Annotated in this window: 18 protein-coding genes; 8 read left to right on the top strand and 10 right to left on the bottom strand. The window is 28.0% G+C overall.

Features of this window, described 5'->3' with window-relative positions:
- Window positions 1-3: 3 nt before the first annotated feature.
- Together AVBRAN_RS03955 and AVBRAN_RS03950 are read right to left on the bottom strand one after the other, a co-directional pair.
- Window positions 4-1,803, bottom strand: coding sequence for a TolC family protein (locus tag AVBRAN_RS03955; RefSeq protein WP_239803606.1), 1,800 nt, complete (start codon window positions 1,801-1,803; stop codon window positions 4-6).
- A gap of 132 nt (window positions 1,804-1,935) precedes the next feature.
- Window positions 1,936-3,237, bottom strand: coding sequence for a triphosphoribosyl-dephospho-CoA synthase (locus AVBRAN_RS03950; RefSeq protein WP_239803605.1), 1,302 nt, complete (start codon window positions 3,235-3,237; stop codon window positions 1,936-1,938).
- Window positions 3,238-3,298: 61 nt separating this feature from the next.
- Here AVBRAN_RS03950 and AVBRAN_RS03945 point away from each other — a divergent pair, with 61 nt between their 5' ends.
- From AVBRAN_RS03945 to citF, 6 genes are all read left to right on the top strand, one after another.
- Window positions 3,299-4,837, top strand: coding sequence for a sensor histidine kinase (locus AVBRAN_RS03945; RefSeq protein WP_239803604.1), 1,539 nt, complete (start codon window positions 3,299-3,301; stop codon window positions 4,835-4,837).
- Window positions 4,830-5,480, top strand: coding sequence for a response regulator (locus AVBRAN_RS03940; RefSeq protein WP_214118448.1), 651 nt, complete (start codon window positions 4,830-4,832; stop codon window positions 5,478-5,480). Before AVBRAN_RS03945 ends, AVBRAN_RS03940 begins: the two co-directional genes overlap by 8 nt.
- A gap of 103 nt (window positions 5,481-5,583) precedes the next feature.
- Window positions 5,584-6,855: a 2-hydroxycarboxylate transporter family protein gene (locus AVBRAN_RS03935; protein WP_214118450.1), complete on the top strand. Its 1,272-nt coding sequence runs from the start codon at window positions 5,584-5,586 to the stop codon at window positions 6,853-6,855.
- 1 nt (window position 6,856) lies between these two features.
- Window positions 6,857-7,102: a hypothetical protein gene (locus AVBRAN_RS03930; RefSeq protein WP_214118452.1), complete on the top strand. Its 246-nt coding sequence runs from the start codon at window positions 6,857-6,859 to the stop codon at window positions 7,100-7,102.
- Window positions 7,099-7,914 (top strand): CoA ester lyase, encoded by an 816-nt coding sequence (locus tag AVBRAN_RS03925; RefSeq protein ID WP_239803603.1) that lies wholly within the window; start codon window positions 7,099-7,101, stop codon window positions 7,912-7,914. Before AVBRAN_RS03930 ends, AVBRAN_RS03925 begins: the two co-directional genes overlap by 4 nt.
- Entirely contained in the window at window positions 7,911-9,419 is a 1,509-nt protein-coding gene (gene citF / locus AVBRAN_RS03920) for a citrate lyase subunit alpha (protein WP_239803602.1), read from the top strand. The genes AVBRAN_RS03925 and citF overlap by 4 nt, the downstream gene beginning before the upstream one ends.
- A gap of 43 nt (window positions 9,420-9,462) precedes the next feature.
- On the opposite strand, the gene AVBRAN_RS03915 is transcribed toward citF, so the two are convergent.
- The 4 genes from AVBRAN_RS03915 to AVBRAN_RS03900 all read right to left on the bottom strand — a co-directional run bounded on the left by AVBRAN_RS03915 (window position 9,463) and on the right by AVBRAN_RS03900 (window position 16,178).
- The gene (locus AVBRAN_RS03915) at window positions 9,463-10,728 is read right to left on the bottom strand and encodes an MFS transporter (RefSeq protein ID WP_239803601.1); all 1,266 of its coding nucleotides are present in this window, start codon (window positions 10,726-10,728) and stop codon (window positions 9,463-9,465) included.
- Window positions 10,718-11,923, bottom strand: coding sequence for a hydantoinase/carbamoylase family amidase (locus AVBRAN_RS03910; protein ID WP_214118460.1), 1,206 nt, complete (start codon window positions 11,921-11,923; stop codon window positions 10,718-10,720). Before AVBRAN_RS03910 ends, AVBRAN_RS03915 begins: the two co-directional genes overlap by 11 nt.
- A 1-nt stretch (window position 11,924) precedes the next feature.
- Window positions 11,925-13,295, bottom strand: a complete 1,371-nt coding sequence (locus AVBRAN_RS03905) for a dihydroorotase family protein (protein WP_214120167.1) — start codon at window positions 13,293-13,295, stop codon at window positions 11,925-11,927.
- A gap of 144 nt (window positions 13,296-13,439) precedes the next feature.
- Entirely contained in the window at window positions 13,440-16,178 is a 2,739-nt protein-coding gene (locus AVBRAN_RS03900; protein WP_239803600.1) for an FAD-binding and (Fe-S)-binding domain-containing protein, read from the bottom strand.
- 105 nt (window positions 16,179-16,283) lie between these two features.
- Here AVBRAN_RS03900 and AVBRAN_RS03895 point away from each other — a divergent pair, with 105 nt between their 5' ends.
- Both AVBRAN_RS03895 and AVBRAN_RS03890 read left to right on the top strand, forming a co-directional pair.
- Window positions 16,284-17,573, top strand: a complete 1,290-nt coding sequence (locus AVBRAN_RS03895) for an SLC13 family permease (RefSeq protein WP_239803599.1) — start codon at window positions 16,284-16,286, stop codon at window positions 17,571-17,573.
- A gap of 9 nt (window positions 17,574-17,582) precedes the next feature.
- Window positions 17,583-18,335, top strand: coding sequence for an amidohydrolase family protein (locus AVBRAN_RS03890; RefSeq protein WP_214120164.1), 753 nt, complete (start codon window positions 17,583-17,585; stop codon window positions 18,333-18,335).
- A 62-nt stretch (window positions 18,336-18,397) separates the two neighbouring features.
- Here the strand turns inward: AVBRAN_RS03890 and AVBRAN_RS03885 are convergent, their stop codons facing one another.
- The 4 genes from AVBRAN_RS03885 to AVBRAN_RS03870 are packed head-to-tail and all read right to left on the bottom strand — an operon-like array spanning window position 18,398 to window position 21,493.
- A complete protein-coding gene (locus AVBRAN_RS03885) occupies window positions 18,398-18,715 on the bottom strand; it encodes an L-rhamnose mutarotase (RefSeq protein ID WP_214118470.1) in 318 nt (105 codons plus the stop codon).
- A 1-nt stretch (window position 18,716) separates the two neighbouring features.
- Complete coding sequence (locus AVBRAN_RS03880) at window positions 18,717-19,451, bottom strand: amidohydrolase family protein (protein WP_214120163.1); 735 nt, start codon at window positions 19,449-19,451, stop codon at window positions 18,717-18,719.
- Window positions 19,448-20,695, bottom strand: a complete 1,248-nt coding sequence (gene fucP / locus AVBRAN_RS03875) for an L-fucose:H+ symporter permease (RefSeq protein WP_239803598.1) — start codon at window positions 20,693-20,695, stop codon at window positions 19,448-19,450. Before fucP ends, AVBRAN_RS03880 begins: the two co-directional genes overlap by 4 nt.
- Before the next feature lie 9 nt (window positions 20,696-20,704).
- Complete coding sequence (locus AVBRAN_RS03870; protein ID WP_239803597.1) at window positions 20,705-21,493, bottom strand: SDR family oxidoreductase; 789 nt, start codon at window positions 21,491-21,493, stop codon at window positions 20,705-20,707.
- Window positions 21,494-21,498: the final 5 nt, after the last annotated feature.

Genomic DNA, 21,498 nt, shown 5'->3' with positions numbered 1-21,498 from the left:
CAATTACTTAATATCAGAGATTGAGCAAGCTTTATTAATGTATTGTTTTGCATAACCATTAACAAAACCTTCAGAAATTACACCCATATTATCAAGCATTTTGTATTGGGTTAATAAAATATTGCTCTTTGTATTAATTAATTCTTTAGCAGCTGAAAAATATTCGCTTTGAGCATCTAATACATTGATTAAATCTCTTTTACCAATTTTAAATTCATCTTCATAAGTTAAAAGTGTAGATTTAGCATATTCAACATAATCATTTAAATAATTTAATTTATCATTACTAATTTTATATGAATTAAATGCGTATGAATTGCTTTCTTCTAATTCTCTTAAAGTAGCATTATAATCCATTTGACTTGCTAATGCTCCGATTTTACTTTTTTCAACATTTAGCTTATCTTGACCTTTATTAAATAGGTTGTATGAAAATCTTAAATAAGCACCTGCTGAAGTATCTTTAGTATCTGCTTGTAAATCTCTAAAGATTTTATCTTTTGCATAGTTTGCACTTAATTCTAAGTCTAATTTAGGTAAATAATTTCCTTTTTTAACCTTTGTTTCATATTCAAGCACATTGATATTTTCAGCTTGAATTCTCACACTTGGATTACATTTTTTACTAATTTCATTTAAGCCTTCAACTGAACTAGGAATTGCATAAGTAAATTCTGGCATTACAAGAGAATTAATATCTACATTTTTACCAAATAATCTTGTAAATCTTGATTCAGCATCTTTAAAATCGTTTTCTGCTGATAATAAGTTATTTTTAGCAAGTGCTAAACGGCTTCCTGCTTGTCTTTCTTCACTAGCTCTTGCAAAACCTGAACTTGTTCTATCTTTGATTAGAGCATAAATATCTTCGTGAGCTTTTACATTTTTTTGTGCTATTTCAAGTAATAGTTTAGTTTTTATCATATCTAAATATGCTTTAGTGCTATCATACACGATTTCATTTGAATTTTGAATTACTTTATAAGCTGTAGAATTTGTAATGTGGCTTTGTTGAGCCTTGCCATTCATATCTTTTCCACCATTAAATAAGTTTTCTGTTAAAACTATTGAAGCATCGTGAGTTGTGCCTGTTCCTTTTTCTTCAGGTTTTACATTAACTTTATGCTTTTTATTAACATATCCACCATTTGCATATACATTTAACATTGGATAATATTCAGCACTTGCTATATCTAAGTCTTTTAAAGATTTTAAATATTCTTGTTTATAAGTATTTACACTTGGGTTTGTATCAAGAACACTAGCAATCATTTTATTTAAAGTAATTGAATTAGCGTCTTCAACATTGTTAAATGCAGGAATATTTAAACCATTATCATTTTTTTCATCTAAACTATCTAACATACTTGAAACAGATGAATTATTATCTACAACAGCTGGTTCGCTAGTTAATTCGTCATTGTTTAAATTAGTATCTACTTCGCTATCAACCTTAGCAAATTTAGGTTCATTTGGTTTTCTAGTCGTAAAATAAGCGTCTTTATAGATAGAATTTGAGCGAAGATAGTTTCTAATCTCTGTTACTTTTGATTTAGACATATCAGCAGTTTCAACAACTACGGTGTGATATGTGCTATTATTTGCACTTTGTGGGTCACTAGCTCTTGCTTTTACCACCAATTCATTAGCGTATTTGCTACTATTAACAACTTTTTCAATATTTGATTTTATTTTGTTTAATGTAGCATAATCGTCTTTTTTAAAGCTGGCTATGAATATATTATATTCAGCTGCGTGCAAGCAACTAGCCGCAATAATAGATGTGATTAATGTTTTTTTCATCATTGTTCCTTAAGTTTAAAAATAAATTAAAGGTATTACTTTAATTAATTAAACTTAATATTTCCATAGATTTTTTACTTTTTTTTATAAAAAATTTTAATCTTATATAATTTTTAAGTAATTATTAAAAAATTATTTTATTTTTATAAAATTTAAAAATATTATTAATGATAAAACATCAGCACTTCCACCAAAACTAATGTTTTTACTTGAGTATAAATTGTTTAATTTATTAATAATTTTTATTATTTTACTATCATCATATTTACTAAGTTTTAAGCAAGTATTTTTTACTTGTAAATAATTATCATAATTATAATTTAATCTTTTTATTAAACTCGTATCATCTATTAAATATACGATATAAAATAAAGTCTTTAACAAACTTATATCATTTTTAATCTCAAATGCTTGATAGAATTTAAAAGCCTTAAAAGTATTTATAAATCCTTTCTCAACCTCATCTCTTACCCCCTTAATCCCAAATCTTTGAAAGCAAATCCCACCGATTGAATTAAGATTGTTGTTTAACTCATTTTGACATAGATTTACACATAAATCTTTTGTAATTTTTGAGATATTTTCAAGCGATAATTCATCTTCACTTTTGCTACAAGCAAAAATCATAATCGCAAACAAAAATAAAGCACCTTTATGAGTATTTATATTATTTGTAGCGTTAAACATAGATTTTTCTGCTATTTGACCTATTTTTTTAAGCCTAATAAAATCATTTCTTTTTGATAATTTTGCTAAGGTATAAAAGCTATCAAAATATTCTCTTAATTCACTTACGCTATCTAAAAAGGTATAAAAGTTCATATCATTATGAGAATTTGAACTAAATCTATCAACCAAGCCAATTTTAGGAGATAAGCTAACTTCATACAATAATGCCTTTAAAGCAGCTTTGCTAAAATTATTTTTAATACTTTTATTTATGCAAATATGCACATAAAAATCATCAAATAATTCATCAAGTTTTTTATATATGCTAGATTTTGTATGAGTGTTATTTCTTTGACAAACTATGGCTAATTCATCACATAAAAAGCACTTCCTACCTGCATTTCTTAACTTAATTGTCTCGTTATTAAAATACACATCAAAATCAAATAATCTTGAAAAATTATATTTATTTTCTAAAGATATAGTGAGTTTTTTTATATTTAAAGCTTCATCATCAATCGCAAATAAGCAAAATAATTCATCTAAATTAACACTATAATTTATGATATTTCCTAAACTAAGCGCTTCGTTAATTCCGAATAAAAACAACTCTTTAACTTCACTAATATTAGCTATTTTATACATATAAGGAAGATTTAGACTAAAGCAAATTACAGGGGTTTTATAAATATTTTCGTATTCAAGTCTTGCATTAAATCTCTTTTCTTTTTGTTCTAAAACTAGCTGAAGCAAATCTTTTTGCATAATTTCAAATTCCTTAAATGATTTTAATATAATGTATCCAAAAAACTATTAGGAATTTTAAATGAGATTATTTACAAAAATTACTTTAACATTTTTTTTAATTTCTTTTATAGTTTTAAGCATTACTTCTATTTTTATTTTTATACAAAGCAAAAAATTAATTGAAAACGAAATTACTCATAAAATAGAAGCAATATCAAAAACTCTAGCAAAAAATATTAATATAAATAATCCTAATTTAAATGAAGATATAAACACATTAAGTAAAGAATTAAATCTTGATTTCATAGTAATAATAGATAAAAATCAAAAGCGACTAACCCACCCTAATAAAGATTTAATAGGCACTTTAGTAGAAGGCGGGGACGCTAAGCAAGTCTTAAATGGGGGGGGGGATTATATATCAATAGCAAAAGGTTCTTTAAAACGCTCAATTAGAAGCTTTAGTCCAATTTATAAAGATAATCAAATTATAGGTGCTGTAATAGTTGGAGTATTCGTAGATTATCTAAATCAAATAATTTTAGAAGAAAATAAATATAATTTTGTTTTGATAATTATTTTTATAATAATCATTTTAATACTAGCAAAAATACTAAATAAAAATATAAAAAACATATTATTAGGTTATGAACCAAAACAAATAGCTAGTTTAGTTGCAAGACAAAACGCTATCTTGCAATCTTTAAATGATGGGATAATTGCAGTAGATGATAAAAACACCATTACTTTAATAAATGATAAAGCTAAAGATATTTTTAAACTAGCCTTAGTAGATAATGATTTAATAGGAAAAAATGCCAATATTATCCCACATTCAAATATGCAAAAAGTATTAAATACAAAAATAGCTGAATTAAATCAAGAGCAAATATTAAACGAAATCACAATTTTAACAAATAGAATTCCATACTTTATAGATAATAATATAGCAGGAGTTGTAGCGTCTTTTAAAGATATAAAAGAAGTTAAAAAATTAGCAAATGAGCTAATAGATGTCAAAAAATACGCCGAAGCCCTAAGAGCAAATCATCACGAATTCTCAAACAAACTTCACATAATAAATGCCTTATTAGAAAATAATAATATAAATGAAGCAAAAAATTATTGTGATGAATTGATTTTAAAAAATAAAGAGAATTTAAATAAATTATTATGCAATATCAATGATAAAGTAATCCTAGCTTTTTGCGAAAGCAAATTCGCTTTTGCAAAAGAATTAAAAATCAATATAAATCTTAATAAAAAATCATTTTTAGATAATTTAAATGATAGTAATTTACAAAATGATATTATTAGCATTCTTTCAAATTTAATAAATAATTCAATAGACGCATTAAGCAATACAGAAAATAAAAATATAGAAATATTTATAAAAAATAATAAAAACTACCTAAAAATTCAATGTAAAGACAATGGCTGCGGCATTCAAAATAAAGAAAACTTATTTACTAAAGGCTATTCTACTAAGGGTGAATTTAGAGGATATGGACTTTATTTATGTGCTAAAATTGTTGCTAATTATGATGGAACAATAAGTGTTAGTAAATTAAAAAATGGAAGCTCTTTTAGTGTAATTTTAAGGATTAATAATGATTAAGACAATAATAGTTGAAGATGATTTGATGGTGCAAGATATTAATAAAAACATTCTTTTATCAGTAAGTGAGTTTAAATTACTAGCTTGTTTTACTAAAGTAGATGATGCTATAAATTATTTGCTAAGTAATGAAATAGATTTGATATTACTTGATTTAACCTTGCCAAATACTGATGGAATTGAGCTTATTAGAAGAATTAAAAGTGAGTTTAGCAAGATTGATATTATTGTAATTTCTGCTAGAAATGATAGCTTAAGCTTACAAAAAAGCTTAAATCTAGGAGTAATTGATTATATTCTAAAACCATTTAAACAAAATAGGCTTGAAAGCTCGCTAAATCAATATAAGTTAAGAAGAAATCTATTAAATAGCAAAATCAATCAAGAAAATATTGATAAAGCTCTTTATAAACAAATTGATGAATTACCAAAAGGAATTGATAAAAATTCTTTAGCTCTTATAAAAGATAAAATAAAAGAATTTAATACTTGGTTTAATGTCAATGAATTAGAAAAACTAACAAATATTTCTAAAATATCTCTTAGAAAATATCTTACTTATTTAGAACAAATTAATTACATTACTTCAAAACTAGAATATAAAGCCAAAGGAAGACCACAAATATATTATAAATTAAACTAATTTACTTATTTTAATTATTTAAAAGCTTTTTTAAATTACTTAAATTTACAAAATCTTAATTCTTCTTAAAATGAAAACTCAAATTATTTTTAAAGGAGTTTTTATGAAAGAAAGACAAATAGGTGGTGTAAATTTATACGCATTTTGTGTATTTGCACTTATTGTATTTTTCACTTGCTATTTTGGAAAACTTCCTAAAGATATGGTAGGCGGACTTGCTATTACTATGATTTTAGGAATACTGCTTGGCGAAATTGGTATGAAAGTGCCTATTTTAAAAAATATTGGCGGACCAGCTATATTAAGCATTTTTGTTCCATCTTGTATGGTTTATTATGGTTTATTAAATCAAAACTCAATAGATGCTATAACATTTTTTATAAAACAATCTAATTTCTTATATCTTTATATAAGCGTTTTAGTAGTTGGAAGTATATTAAGTATGAAACGAGCAATTTTAATTGCAGGGTTTTTAAAAATGTTTATACCTTTATTTATAGGAACTTTTTTAGCTATTATAGTAGCATATTTAATAGGTTCAATTACTAGCATAGGCGGAGCTCACGCTGTATTTTATATAGCAATTCCTATCTTAAGTGGCGGAGTTGGAGAGGGAATTATCCCACTAAGTGTTGCTTATTCAGAAATTTTAGGCAATGCCAATTCATCAAATATAATAGCACTTCTAGCACCTGCTGCAATGCTTGGAAACCTATTTGCAATTGCTTATGCAGGATATTTAAAAAATCTAGCTCTAAAAAAGCCACATTTAAGTGGAAACGGGCTTTTAGTAAAAACTAAAGAAGAAAATATCAATTCTTTAAATAACGATACCTTGCCTTTTGATATTAAATTAATGGGTGCTGGTTTGCTTGTTGCGGTATGCTATTTTTTAATAGGAAAATTATTAAATATGATAATTTCAATTCCTGCTCCAATTATTATGATTATTATGGCTGCTATTACAAAAGTTTTAAACATAATGCCAAAAAGCCTAGAATACGGAGCTAATTTCATATATCAATTTGTAAGCAAAAACCTAACTTGGGCTCTTTTAGTAGGTGTTGGAGTTATTTGGACACCTTGGAAAGATGTAATTGCTGCAATTAATATTGCTTTTATAATAATTTGCTTTAGCGTAGTTACTACTATGGCACTTACTGGGTATTTTTGTGCAAAGTTTTTAAATATGTTTGAGATTGAATGCTCTTGCGTTATGGTTTGTCATTCAGGACTTGGTGGCACAGGAGATGTTGCAATTCTAGGCTCTTGTAATAGAATGGAGCTTATGCCATTTGCACAGATTTCAACTAGAATTGGTGGGGCTTGCACGGTTATAGCTGCTACATTTTTATTTGCACAATTTGGAGTTTAAGATGATTAGCGTTGGAACTATTGAATCAAATGATTGTTTAATTAATATTCAAAAACATAAGGAATTTCAAATCGTATTTATAAATGAAGAAGAAAATCCTTATGCAAAACATATTAAGAACTTAATTCAAAATTATTGTAAAGAACACAAAAATACAAATGTTTTAATAGAGATAAATGATAAAGGTGCTTTAGATTTTTGTATCTTAGCAAGGCTAAAAACAGCATTAGAAAGGTTAGAAAAATGAGAAGAACATTGCTATTTATACCAGGAAATAATGCAGGAAATATTCAAAACGCAGGATTATTTGGAGCTGATGCTATTATATTTGACTTAGAAGATGCAGTAAGTCCTATGCAAAAAGATAGTGCCTTAAATCTAGTTTGCAATGCCTTAACTATGCTAAATTATGAATGTGAAAAAATAGTTAGGATTAATTTAGAGTATGCAAAAAACGATATTTTAGCACTATCAAAAACTAAAATTAATAGCATATTAATCCCAAAAGCTGAAAATATAGAAGAGATTAAAGAACTTATCAAATACACTAAGAATTTAAATCCAAAAATTGAAATTTTACTTTTAATAGAAACTCCACTTGGCTTATTAAATGCTAAAGAATTAGCATTTTTAAATGGCGTTAGTGCTATTTGCTTTGGTGCAGAAGATTATACGAGCGAAATTGGTGCAAGAAGAAGTGAGAGTGGAGTTGAGATTGATTTTGCTAGAAATTATTTATTAAATGTATGTAAGGCTGCAAAAATAGATGCAATAGATACTCCATATACAAATATAAATGATGAAAATGGATTAATAGCCGATACAACTTATATTAAAAATCTAGGATTTGATGGCAAATTAGTAATTAGCCCAAGGCATATTGATATTATTCATAATTGCTTTAAACCTAGTGAAAAAGAAATAATCTGGGCTAATCAAGTCCTAAACGCTATAAAAGAAGCCGAACTTAAAAAAAGTGGAGTAATTTCACTAAACGGCAAAATGATTGATGCACCTATTGTTAGTCGTGCTAAAAAGATTTTAAAGGAAATTCTATGAATATTGATTATATTAAAGATTATGGAGAAGTAATTGCTTTTAACGGAGCATTTAGCCTAAAACCTAAAGAAAAATCACTTAAAAAGCATATAAAACTATCAAACCCAACTGATAATAAAGTCTATACAAATGTAAAAGAATTAATCAAAAAAACAGGCTTAAAAAGTGGAGATACAATATCATTTCATCATCATCTAAGAAATGGAGATAAAGTAGTAGGAATTATCTTACAAGCTTGTGAAGAGCTAGGCATAAATGATTTAAAACTAGCAATTAGTGCAATTTTTCCAACTCATGATTTTTTAGTAGAATATGCAAAAAAAGGAATAATAACTCAAATAGATACAAACTATTGCACAGGAAAAGTCGCAAATGCTATTTCTCGTGGAGAATTTAAAAAAGTAGCTATTTTTAGAACCCACGGCGGTCGTGCTAGAGCAATTTATGCGGGGGATTTAGAAATTGATGTAGCATTTATTGCAGCAAGTGCAACCGATAATGCAGGGAATATCAATGGAACAATGGGTAAAAATGCCTTTGGCTCAATCGGTTATGCTATGCCTGATGCAGACTGTGCTAAAGTTAGCGTTGCAGTAAGTGATACAATTTATCCTTATCCATTAAGCAATCCTAGTATTACTCAAGATAAGATTGATTATATTTTAATGGTTGATGAGATAGGTGATCCAAATGGTATTAAATCAGGCACAACTGATATTACAAAAGACCCAATTCAGCTAAAAATTGCTAAAACAACGGCTAATTTAATAGATGAAAGTGGGCTTTTAAAAGATGGTTTTTCATTTCAAACAGGAGCTGGTGGGATAAGCCTTGCAAGTGCTCATTATGTAAAAGAAATTATGAAAGAAAAAAATATCAAAGGCTCATTTATTATGGGCGGAATAACTGCATATTTAGTTAGTTTATATAATGAAGGGTATTTTAATAATATTTTTGATGTTCAAGGATTTGATTTAGAAGCTTTAAAATCATTGCAAACTAATCCTAATCATTACGAAGTTAGCTCAAGTTTGTATGCAAACATTCACACAAGCTCTCCTATAGTAAATAGACTTGATTGCGTTGTTTTAGGAGCAACTGAAGTTGATACTAATTTTAATACCAATGTAATGACTAGTTCAAATGGATATATTATGGGCGGAAGTGGTGGGCATAGCGACGCTGCTGCAGGAGCAAAACTAGCAATAATTACTACTAATTTAATTAGGACTAGAAAAGCTATCGTTAAAGAAAAAATAAACTCAATTACAACTCCAGGAGAAAGCATTAATGCACTTGTTTGCGAATACGGAATTGCGCTAAATGATAAAACTTTGGCAAAAACCTTAAAAAACTCAAGGCTAAAAATACTTGATATAAAAGACTTAGCTAGTATTGCAAATGATATTTGCGGAGTTTGTGAGTATGAAAAATCAAATAAAAGAATAGTAGCCGTCGTTGAATATCGTGATGGCAGTGTAATTGATGTAATAAGACAAGTCTAAAACAATTAAAGAATTTGAAAATTAATTTTCAAATTCTTTTTAATTAAAACTCTTGCCAATTATCAAGACCTAATTTTTTCATTCTTACAACTCCCCAAAACGCTAAAATACAAGACAATAAAGTCCAAGCAGCAGGAGCAAATAAGCTAAATTTTGCTAAATATGTAATAATTGCCGGAGTAAATCCTGCAAAAAATATTGCAACTAAATTATAAGAAATACTCAAACCACTACTTCTTACATGAGCAGGAAATAATAAACTCATAATAGCAGGTGCTAATCCAACAAAAAAGCTAATTAATAAACATAAAATTATATGAATAGCAAATAATAAAAAAGCATTGCTACTACCTAATAAAACATATAAAGCCAAAAATGGCATAAAAGATAAAAGCCCAATAGAAATCATAAGAGATTTTATAAGACCAATTTTATGTGCTATAAACACTGCAAAAAAACACCCTAATGTCAAAAATATATTTCCTAAAAAACTAGCAGTATAGCCTAATTGCATATCATAGCCTAAGAATTTATGATAAAAAGTAGGCATAAAAATAATTAAACTATAAACTCCAGCAGTCCATAATGTGCTAAAGAGCATACCTGTAAAAATTCTACCTTTATAATCTTTTAATAAATCTTTTAAAGGTGCTTTGTTTTTGTTCTCTTTTTGTTGCTCAATAAAAACTGCACTTTCATTAGATTTATTACGAATATATACACCAACAGGAATAATCAAAAGCCCGAAAGCAAAAGCATATTTCCAAGCACCATCATAAATATCTTGAGTAGTAAATATAGTAGTAATAATAACTCCAGCTAATGCAGATAATATATTAGCAATTCCAATGGTTGATTGCAAAAATGAAGTATATAATAATCTTTGCTTTTTATCAGCATTTTCTAATAAATAACTAGTTGCTCCACCGATTTCTCCACCTGCACTAAATCCTTGAAATAATCTTGCTACTAAAAGCATAATAGGAGCTAAATATCCTATATCTTGAAATTTTGGAGTTAATACTATAATAATTATTCCTATAGCCATTGTTGAAATAGTTAGCAATAAAGACTTTTTCCTACCATATTTATCACCTATATAACCACATAATATAGCACCAATAGGTCTTGCTATAAAACCAACCCCAAATAATAAAAAAGTATTAATCATATTAGTAATTGGGTCTGCTTCTTTTGGAAAAAAATTAGCACTAATATATACTGCAAAAAATGCAAATAAAGAAAAATCATACCATTCTAAAGCATTACCCATAGAAGCTGCTATAACGGTTCTTGTTCTATTTTTCATAACCACTCCTTAATATGTTATTTAAAATAATTTGAGTGCCAATAGCTGCATCTTCAAATGAGCTTTCTTCATCAGGATGATGAGATAAACCATTTTTGCTAGGTATAAAAATCATACCCATAGAAGCTATCTTAGCCATAAAAGCACTATCATGCCCTGCCCCACTTGGCATAATAATGTTACTTACTTGTAGCTCATCTGCTGTTTGTTTTAAATTCTTAATAATTAAATCATCAGCAGGAGTAGCATTAGAATCTGATACTAATTTATAATTAGCGTCTAAATCTTTTAACTTTTCTTCAATCTCTTTAATAAAATTTATTCTTATTAAATCATCTTCACTTCTTAAATCTATACTTATTTTTACACTATTAGAAATAACATTAGCAGCATTAGGCATTACACTACACGCCCCAACGGTTGCTACCGTATAAGCTTGTTTAGAATACTCAATAGCTTTATCATTTAACCATACAATAAATTTTGAAGAATTTAATAAAGCATCTTTTCTTAAATGCATAGCTGTTGTTCCTGCGTGATTGCTTAAACCTTTAAATTCCACATTAAATCTTGAAATACCTACAATTTTATTTACAATACCAATCTTAGTATTTAAACTCTCTAACATATTTCCTTGTTCAATATGCAATTCATAACTTTCAATAAGCTTACCTATTCCTAATTCGTTAAAAGTTCTAAATGATTTATTACCACCTGATTTGATTATCATATCTGATAATTTAGTATCATTAACTTTAATATCAAGTTGTTCTTTACTCAAATTACCAGACATTCCCCTAGAACCTACGCAAGATAAACCAAAATAATTAGGCTCTTCTCCTAAATAATCACAAAAAATTAAAGTTTTATCTAATTGTATATCTTTTAAAGCTGTAGCAATTACCATAGCAGATACAACACCTAAAACTCCATCAAATCTACCACCACTAGCAACGGTATCGCTATGAGAACCTATTATAATACATTCATTACTTTTGCCCTTTTTAATAGCTAACATATTGGCAAAATCATCATATATAACATTAAGTCCTAAATTTAAAAAATGATTTTTAATATATTTTCTACCTTCTTCATAAGTATTAGTAAATACCAATCTAGTAAAAGGACGATTTGTTTCTGTAATTTTTGCTAAATTATTTATATGAAATTTAATATCATCTGCAAGTATTTTCATATCAATTCTCGTTAGGATTTATAAATTTTGCATTAAATTTATATACATTTTTACCATCAAATACTTTATTACCCCTAACATAGTGTTCATTTATTTTATAAAGCATTTCATAGCCTTCATACAAACTATAATCAAGATTACTAAAACCATCTTTTGCATAATACTTATAAGTATCTTCACTTAAAATAACAAAATCAGCATCATTTCCAGCTTTTAATTCTCCTTTATTTGGCAATTTAAACAATTTCGCTGGATTAGTTGATAGTAATTTAGAAGCTAAACTTAAATCTACATTTCTTTTTTTACATTCACTTAAAAATAAAGGTAATAACACTTCAAGACCGGCAGCTCCACTAGAATTTAAAAATATATTCTCATTGCTCTTTCTATCTTTACTCCATCTTACATGGTCTGTTGAAACTACATCAACTAAGCCATTTTTTAAACATTCCCATATAGCTTCTTTGTTGGCTAAATCTCTTATTGGTGGGTTGATTTTAGCAATACCATTTAATCTTCTAACCTCATCTTCTTCAGAGCAAATTAAATAATGCAAACAGCATTCAACACTAGCTTTGTAGCCATCTTTTTTATAATTATTAGCAATTTCTAAAGCTCTTTTATTAGAAGCATGAACAACATGAGCTTTTGCTCTTGCACTAGCTCCTAATTCATATATAGTATTTACAGCTATATTTTCAACCCACTCAGGGCGAGATAAATTATGTGCTTTATAGTCTGTTCTTTCTTGTTTTATTTTTTCAGTTAGATAAATAACACTTTCATGGTCTTCATTATGCACTCCTACCATTACATCATATTTTGCACATTCAAGCATAACTTCATACATTAAATATGGTGGTATTCTAGGAAATCTAACAGGGTCTGTTCCAAATAAAGATAATTTAAAGCCACAAGCACCTAATTTTATTAATTCTTCAATATTTTTTATACCATCTTCTGGATTTATGGTTGCATAAAGAGCAAAATCAACATAAGAATTTTCTAAGCCATCTTTTAATTTTTTATTAAAATTATTTGCGTTTGATATAAGTAATCCTGCATCATAAGGCATTTCTACCATTACACTAACACCACCTGCACTTGCTTGTTTGCTTGCTAGTTCAAAATCTTCATTATTTGCTTGAGAACGAGAATGCACTTGAGAATCAATAGCCGATGGAAAAATAATCTTATCTCTTAAATCAATTGCGTCTTCACTAAAACCATAAATATTTGCTAATTCTTTTATGCTCTTTTGATAATCTTTTTCTAAAAATAATTCTACTCTACTAAAGAGCTCTTCTTTAACAACTAAAACACCAATACCTATAGTATCTTTTAATACTAATTTAGAAACATAAGTTTTCATTTTACTCCTTTATTAACTTATGTTTTTAGGATACTAGATATATTGATAAAAAGATAGAAAAAAAGAAAAATATTAAAGCTTGTATTACTTTTAGTAACACAAGCTTAAAGAATTTGAAAATTAATTTTCAAATTCTTTCAATGATTAATTACTGCATTCGTCTAATAAATAAGCAATATGTTGCCAAGACATATTAGTAGCATCGCTAAGTCCTACTTCGCAAGTGCTAGATGAACTAAAGCCTCTTTTAACATTAGTGCTTGAGTAAAATTTCTTAAAATTATTTGTAGCACTTATATTTAGCTTAGGAGTTAAAAAGCCTTTATATCCAGCAAATCCACAGCAGTATGTATCATTATCAATTACTATTTCATCAGCACATAATTTAGCTAAACTCATTATGCTATCTTCTATATGCATTTTTCTAGCAGCACACATAATATATAAGCCTATTGGCTCATTTACTTTTGTGATTTTTAATCTTGGAGCAATTACTTTGTATAAATATTCACTCAAATCATAAACTTTACCTTTATGATTTTTAACTACCTTAGCCGAACAGGCAGAATGATCAATCACAACGCTGCAATTTTGATTAGATAAATACTCATTTAATTTTGCTTCATTAGCAATTTGAATATTTTCATAATTCTCATAAGCCTTTCCGCAGCATAAATCATTTGGAGCGTAGATTATTCCAATTCCTGCCTTTTTACATAGACTTTCAAATACTTCTTGAATGCTTCTTTTATCACTCATTTTTGCATTAGGCTTAAATGCTTTATTTAAACAACTTGTAAAATATATAACATTTTCTTCTTGAGTATTTGTTGAATACTTATAATCATTTGCTCTAGGCAAGTAATTTCTACTTTGTGGTAAATTAAATGTAGCTAGTAAATTATTTAATTTGTAATTATCAAATTTATTAGCAATTTTTAAAGAAGTTTTTGCTAGAGCTAAAGTAGTTTCGTGGTGATTATAAGCAAAATTACCGATAATTCTTGAAATAGCTCCTTGATTTGCTTTTCTATATTTTAAGCTAAAATCAGCAAAATTAATACCTAAAGGACATACCATAGAACAAACCCCACAAGCAGCACAGGTAGTATCTACATAAAAATTATAAAGCTTTTTCATATCTTTTAATTTTTTCTTGCTATCTTCGTCGTTTAATTCTTCTAAACTCTTCATCTCTTTAAGCACTGCAATTCTTTGTCTAGGGCTTAGGCTGATTTCATTTGATGGACAAAATCTCTCGCAAAATCCACATTCCATACATAAATTTAAAGCTTCATCAACAGGGCTTTGGTTTTTGATATTTTTCTTATAAATATCTTTATCTTTTGTAATAATTACATCAGGATTAAATATATTATCTTTATCAAGAATATCTTTTATCTTGCAGTTTATAGCATAAGCTTTTTTACCCCACTCAATCTCAACAAAAGGTGCAACCATTCTTCCTGTGCCATGCTCTGCTTTAATACTTCCACCAAAACTAGCTACTACACTTGACATTTTTTCTACTAATTTTGCAAAATTTTCAAATTCGGTTTTGTCATTTAAATTAGGAGTAATGATAAAGTGAATATTTCCAGCTAATGCGTGACCAAAAATAATACCTTCAAAATTAAATTCTTTAAATAAATCTTGAATAGCACTAATACCATTTGCTAAATCTTTTATCTCAAAACACACATCTTCAGTAATAACAGTAGCTCCAACAGGTCTTTTACTAGCTGCTATTGGTAAAAGCGCTTTTCTAATCTTCCACCATAAATCATATTCGCTTTTTTCTTTAGAATAATATGATTTAAAAGTTTTGCTTGAAAGCTCTTTAATTTTAACTATATTTGCATTTAAAACTTCTTCATTATCGCTTTCAGTTTGAATTAATACACAGGTATTATTGTCTTTTATATCACTTAATAAATCTTTTAATTCATCATAACTACTAGCAGCTTTTAAACTAGCATAATCCATAATTTCAGCTGAATTTATAAAATCATATTTTGCAAATTCACTAATAGTATTTGCAGCATCACTAATATCATTAAAAAACAATAAAGCACAGGCTTTATAAGGTAAATCATCAATAGTTTTAAGTCTTGCTTCACTAACAAAACCTAAAGTCCCTTCGCTACCTACAAATAAATGAGCTAAAATATCTATTTCATCATCATAATCAATGAAAGAATTTATAGCATAGCCTGTTGTGTTTTTGATTTTAAATTTGCGTTTAATTAATTCATATAATTCGCTATCATTTTTAATCTCTTCTTTAATAGCTCTAATTTCATTAATTAAATTAGCGTGAGTTCTTTTAAATTCTTCCACATTTGCTTTATCTTTAGTATCTAAGATAGTTCCATCATTTAATATCACTCTAATACTATTTAAAGTTTTATAAGAATTATCCTTAGTTCCACAGCACATACCACTTGAGTTATTAGCAACAATACCACCAATTAAAGCTGAATTAATCGTAGCAGGGTCTGGGCCAATTTTTTTACTTAATTTAGCTAATGATAAATTAGCATTAATTCCAACAACACCACAACCTAAACTAATCTCACTAGCATCATCATTTATAGCGATTTTTTTGAATGCAAACTTAATTACTACTAAAACACTATCCGTTGAGCTTTGACCACTTAAGCTAGTTCCTGCTGCTCTAAAGTTTAATGGAGTTTTATATTTATTTGCTAGTCTAATTATTTCTTGTATTTCGCTCTCATTTCTTGCTATTACTACTATCTTAGGGACATATTTATAACAAGACGCATCAATTCCATAAGCAAAACATCTAAGATAGTCATTAAATATCCTATCTTTAAACATATTCTTAGCTTCATTATAAAATAATTCATAATTATTCATATTATTTCTCCTTTTTTCTTCGTTAATCAAATTAATGTTATTTTACATAAATTATTTGGAATTTAAAAAAGAATTTAAAAAAAGATTTTTAATTAAAGGATTAATATGCTTACAAGTTTTATTATCTTAGCCATTGTTTTATCAATTCTAATTGGCTATAAAACTCGTTTAAATATAGGATTTTTTGCAATTATATTTGCCTATATTATCGGTGCGTTTTTTATGGATTTAAAGCCTAAAGAAATTATTTCTTATTGGCCTGTTTCTATATTTTTTGTTATTTTTGCGGTTTCGTTATTTTATAATTTCGCAAGTGTTAATGGGACATTAGAAAAACTAGCTGCATTTTTGATTAAAAAATTTGAAAATTATCCGTATTTTTTGCCTTATGCTATATTTTTAGTATCGGCTTTAATTGCTGCAATGGGTGCTGGATTTTATAGTGTTTTAGCTTTTATGGCTCCAATTACTTTTTTACTCTGTGAAAAAACAGGTCTTGATAGAGTTGGTGGAGCTATGGCTATTAATTATGGTGCTTTAGGCGGGGCAAATTTTCCAACTTCTCAAAGTGGAATAATATTTCGCTCTCTTATGGAAAAATCAAGTATAAATCCTGATATTGCATTTTCTAATGCTTTTGTGATATTTTTATTTACTTTTATTTTGCCTATTTTTGTAATCAGTCTTTTTGTATTTAAAGCAAAAAAATCTAATATAAAAATAGAATTATTAAGCGAAAAAATTACTTTTAATGATAAACAAAAAACCACACTAATTTTAATGGCGCTTATGATGGTTTTTGTATTAGCATTTCCTTTATTACACATTGCATTTCCTAATGAAAAAACTATAACTTTTATAAATTCTAAAATAGATATAGGATTAATAGCTATTGTTTTTGTAGCTATATCATTGCTTTTAAAATTAGGAGATGAAAAGCAAGTTATAGCACTTATTCCTTGGGGGACTTTGATTATGATTTGCGGAGTTGGGATACTTGTTAGCATTGCTACTAAAGCAGGTGTGATTAATCAATTATCAGGCTTTGTAGAAAGCAATGTGCCAAAAATAATTGTCCCTATTATGATGATGATAATTGCAGCTATTATGTCGCTATTTTCTAGCACTTTAGGAGTAGTTACTCCTGCACTTTTCCCACTTGTGCCTACATTAAGCAATGCAAGTGGTTTTAGTGAAGTTGTGCTATTTACTTGCATAGTAATTGGAGCACAAGCTAGTGCTATTTCTCCATTTAGCTCTGGAGGTTCATTGGTTTTAGGAGCGATTGCAAACGAGCATAAGGATAGTTTATTTAAAGGCTTGATTGTAAGAGCAATTCCTATAGGTTTTATAGCAGCATTAATTGCTGGAATTATTGTTATGAATATTTTTTAAGGAAGAATTATGTATATAGATACTCACGCTCACATTTTTAGAGCAAATATAAGTTCGGCTAATGTAGTTAGATATGTGCCAAATTATGATGCAAGTTGCGAACAATATTTGGCTAATTTAAAGGAATTTAATTTTTCTTATGGTGTTTTAGTTCAGCCTAGCTTTTTAGGTTTTGATAATTCATATTTATTACAAGCTTTAAAAGAGCATTCTAATTTAAGGGGAATTGTGGTAATTGACCCTAATAATATTAGTGATTTAAAAGAAAAAAATGTCTGTGGATTAAGGCTTAATCTAATAGGAAAAGATAAGCCTAATTTTGATGATTATAAAGAAGCTTTAGAGTATATTAAAGAATTTAATCTTCACATAGAATTACATAAAGAATTAGATAAATTATTATTTATCATTGATGATTTAGCCAAATATAATGTAAAAATTATGATTGATCATCTTGCAAGACCTAATAAAGATACTTTTAAATTATTAGATGAGTTTAATAATTATAAAAATTTAGATATTAACTTTAAAGTAAGTGGCTTTTATAGATTAGATGAAGATTTAGCGTTTAGTAAAGATGTATTTGATAAATTAAGCGATATTTTTGATATAAAACGCTTTGTTTATGGAAGTGATTGGCCGCATACAAATTACGAAAGCAAAATAAATTATCAAAAAGCTTTAGATGATTTTTTAAAAGTTACTAATGATAAAGCTAAAATTATATTACAAGATAATGCTAAAGAACTTTTCTTTATATAAATATTTTTAATTCTTATTTAATTTAGTTAAATAAGAATTATTTTAAACTTAATATAAAAAGTCTAATCTAAATGATAAACTTCTTTCATATTAAGCCATTTTTGACCTGCATAGCCAAGTGATATTTGGCAAGGGTCTGTGCAAGCCCACCACTTACGAGTATTCTCATCGGCTGCCATTTTTGCCATATCAGCTTCATAATCACTCCCTACATACTCAAAATAAGCGAATAGATATTCGCCAAAATTATAAATTGAATAATTACGAATATTGCAAGCCTTTATCATCTCATTTACACCTTCCATAGGATTTGCGTGAAGTCTTTCGTATTCAGCTAATTTTTCCGGAATAACTTTTATAATTTGCCCAAATCTTTGCATTTTAAATCTCCTTTATCTTATAAATTTCTTTTGCATTTAAATAAAAAATCTTTTCTTTTAAATCATCACTTTTAAAATGATTTTCAATTATTCTAATCCATTCATTTGGTTTTAACTCACTTACAGGATAGTTTGAGCCAAAACAAATTCTACTTTCTCCAAAAATATTAAATGCCATATCAAGTAATTTTGAATAATCCTTACCTAAAATAAAATCATCTTGGCATGATAATTTCATATAAATATTTTCTTTTTTAGCAATTTGCCTTAAACTATCTTCGCCGCTAAAATCCTTAATATTTGCAAAATGATTAAAGATAATTCCTGATTTAAATTCCTTTGCAATTTTACTAAAATTACTTAGCTCATCTTCGTTTATACAAACTTCAAACATTAAATCATTTGCATTTACTAGATTAATAGTCTTTTTAAACTCACTGCCTAAGCAATATCCACTTGGCTTTGTATGTAAAACTTCTCTAAAACTAGCACCACCTATCGTAGCAAGGCATAAAGCAAGTAATTTTTTATGTTTAAAGCTAAGCATTTTTGCACTCTCTTGGCTAGGATTATTTGCATTTATTTCTACATAAACCCCACCTAAAAAATCACTTTTGCTAAACTCATCTAAATATTCATCAAAAGAAAAATCTCTTTGCAATCTAGTTGGGGCGTTTTGCACCCAACTAATATCATTTTTATCCCATATATGAAAATGCGTATCAATTATTTTCATGACTTTTTAGTCCATAAAAAGCTATATAATGCTACATATAAAAAGCAAGGAGCTAAAGCTAAAAATCCCGCACCTGTGCCATAACTATCATTTATTGAACCCATAATTGTAGGCATTATTGCACCGCCACAAATACTCATTACTAAGATTGAGCCACCAAGTTTTACTTGATTTAATGGCAAATCCTTTGTAGCAACGGCAAAAATAGTAGGAAAACTAATACTCATAAAGAAAAATACCAAAATTAAAGCATAAACACTAATCATTCCATCAGCAATATATAAATAAAAGCACAATGCAACATTTATTAATGAATAAAGCCCCAAAATACTCTCGCCTTTAAATTTTTTCATAAGTGGAGTTGTAACAATTCTTCCTATCATAAATGCAACAAGTGCAGCTGAGAAAAAATATGCTGATTTTTCATCGCTTAAAGCATTTTCTCCTAGACTTGCTGTATGTTCTACTGCGTAATTTATAAAAAACGCCCCCGCTCCAACTTGAGCTGCAACATATAAAAATTGAGCTAATACGCCTAAGTTAAAATGTCTATGTTTAAATACATCAATTGATTTTGAGTTGTCTTTATACTCTACTTCTTCACTTACTTCGCTACCTTCTGGAATTTTATTAAACACAAATGCAAGTAAGATTAAAAACACTACTAAAGCAATTCCTACATAAACCATTTGCACATTAAACATATTTTCAAGTAATGCTTGTTCTTTTTCTGTATCAGTTGCATTTTCGCCACTATGAGTAATTGATAAAAACAAACTTCCACCAATAATAGGTCCAACAAATTGTCCAAAACCATTAAAGCTTTGAGCTGCATTAATTCTAAATGAAGCGTTTTTCTCATCTCCTAGCTTTGTCATATAAGGATTTGCATTAGTCTCAAGTGCTCCAAGCCCGCACGCAAGAACGAAAAATGCAAATAAAAACATAGAAAAACTAGCCATATTAGTTGCAGGAATTATTAGTAAGCAACCAATCGCATAAAGTGCTAGTCCTGTAATAATCCCAACCTTATAAGAAAATCTTGAAGCAATCCAGCCAGCAGGAAGTGCCATCACAAAATACGCCCCAAAATAAGCCATTTGCAAATAGCCACTATTTTGTTGAGTAATGCCTAGATGATTTTGAAAGTTTTTATTCATAACATCAACAAGTCCATAGCTAACACCCCATAAGAAAAATAATGAAGTTACTAAAATAATTGCAATTTTTACATTTTTATTCATTTTTTCTCCTTAATTTTCCCAGTTTAATGCACGATCAAGATGCATATAACCACCATCTGGAGTTAAAATCTGCCCTGTTGTGTGAGATGCTCTTGGGCTTATTGTAAATACTGCAGTATCAGCTATCTCTTCGCAAGTTGTAAAGCGATGACCTAGTGGAATAAATTTTGCAATTTCTTGATATTGCTTTTCAGGGTCAGAGAAATTTTTAATCCATTTTTCATAAAGTGGAGTCCAAACTTCAGCAGGGCAAATACAATTTACTCTAACATTATCAGGTGCAAAAGCGCAAGCCCACTCTCTTGTCATTGCTATTTGAGCGCCTTTTGCACTTGCGTATGCTGTTGTTCTTCCTTGACCTGTGATACCTGTTTTACTTGAGATATTTAAGATACTTCCTTGCTCTTTTTTAATATATGGAAGGCAGCACTTTGTCATTTCATAATAATGAAATAAATTGCTCTCATAACTTTTAATAAGCTCTTCAGTTGTAGCACTTTCAATATGAAGATTATCATTCATACCTGCATTATTAACAAGTGCGTAAATTGAGCCATATTTAGCCACAATTTGCTCTACAACTGCACTAATTTCTTGCCATTTTGATAAATCTAATTGATAAAAGCCGTAATTTGGGCAAAGTGCTTTAATTTTGCTTTCAAAATCACTATCAAGCTTAGAGCGAGATACGATAACAGGAATTGCACCTTCATTAGCTAAACACATACTAATGCCACCACCAATACCTTTTCCACCACCTGTAACAACTACAACTTTTCCTTTTAATCCTAAATCCATAATTT

The organism is Campylobacter sp. RM12651, from assembly GCF_022369475.1.
Classification (GTDB): Bacteria; Campylobacterota; Campylobacteria; order Campylobacterales; family Campylobacteraceae; genus Campylobacter_E.
Note: the sequence above shows the minus strand (reverse complement) of the source record. Positions and strands in the feature narration are given on the sequence as shown.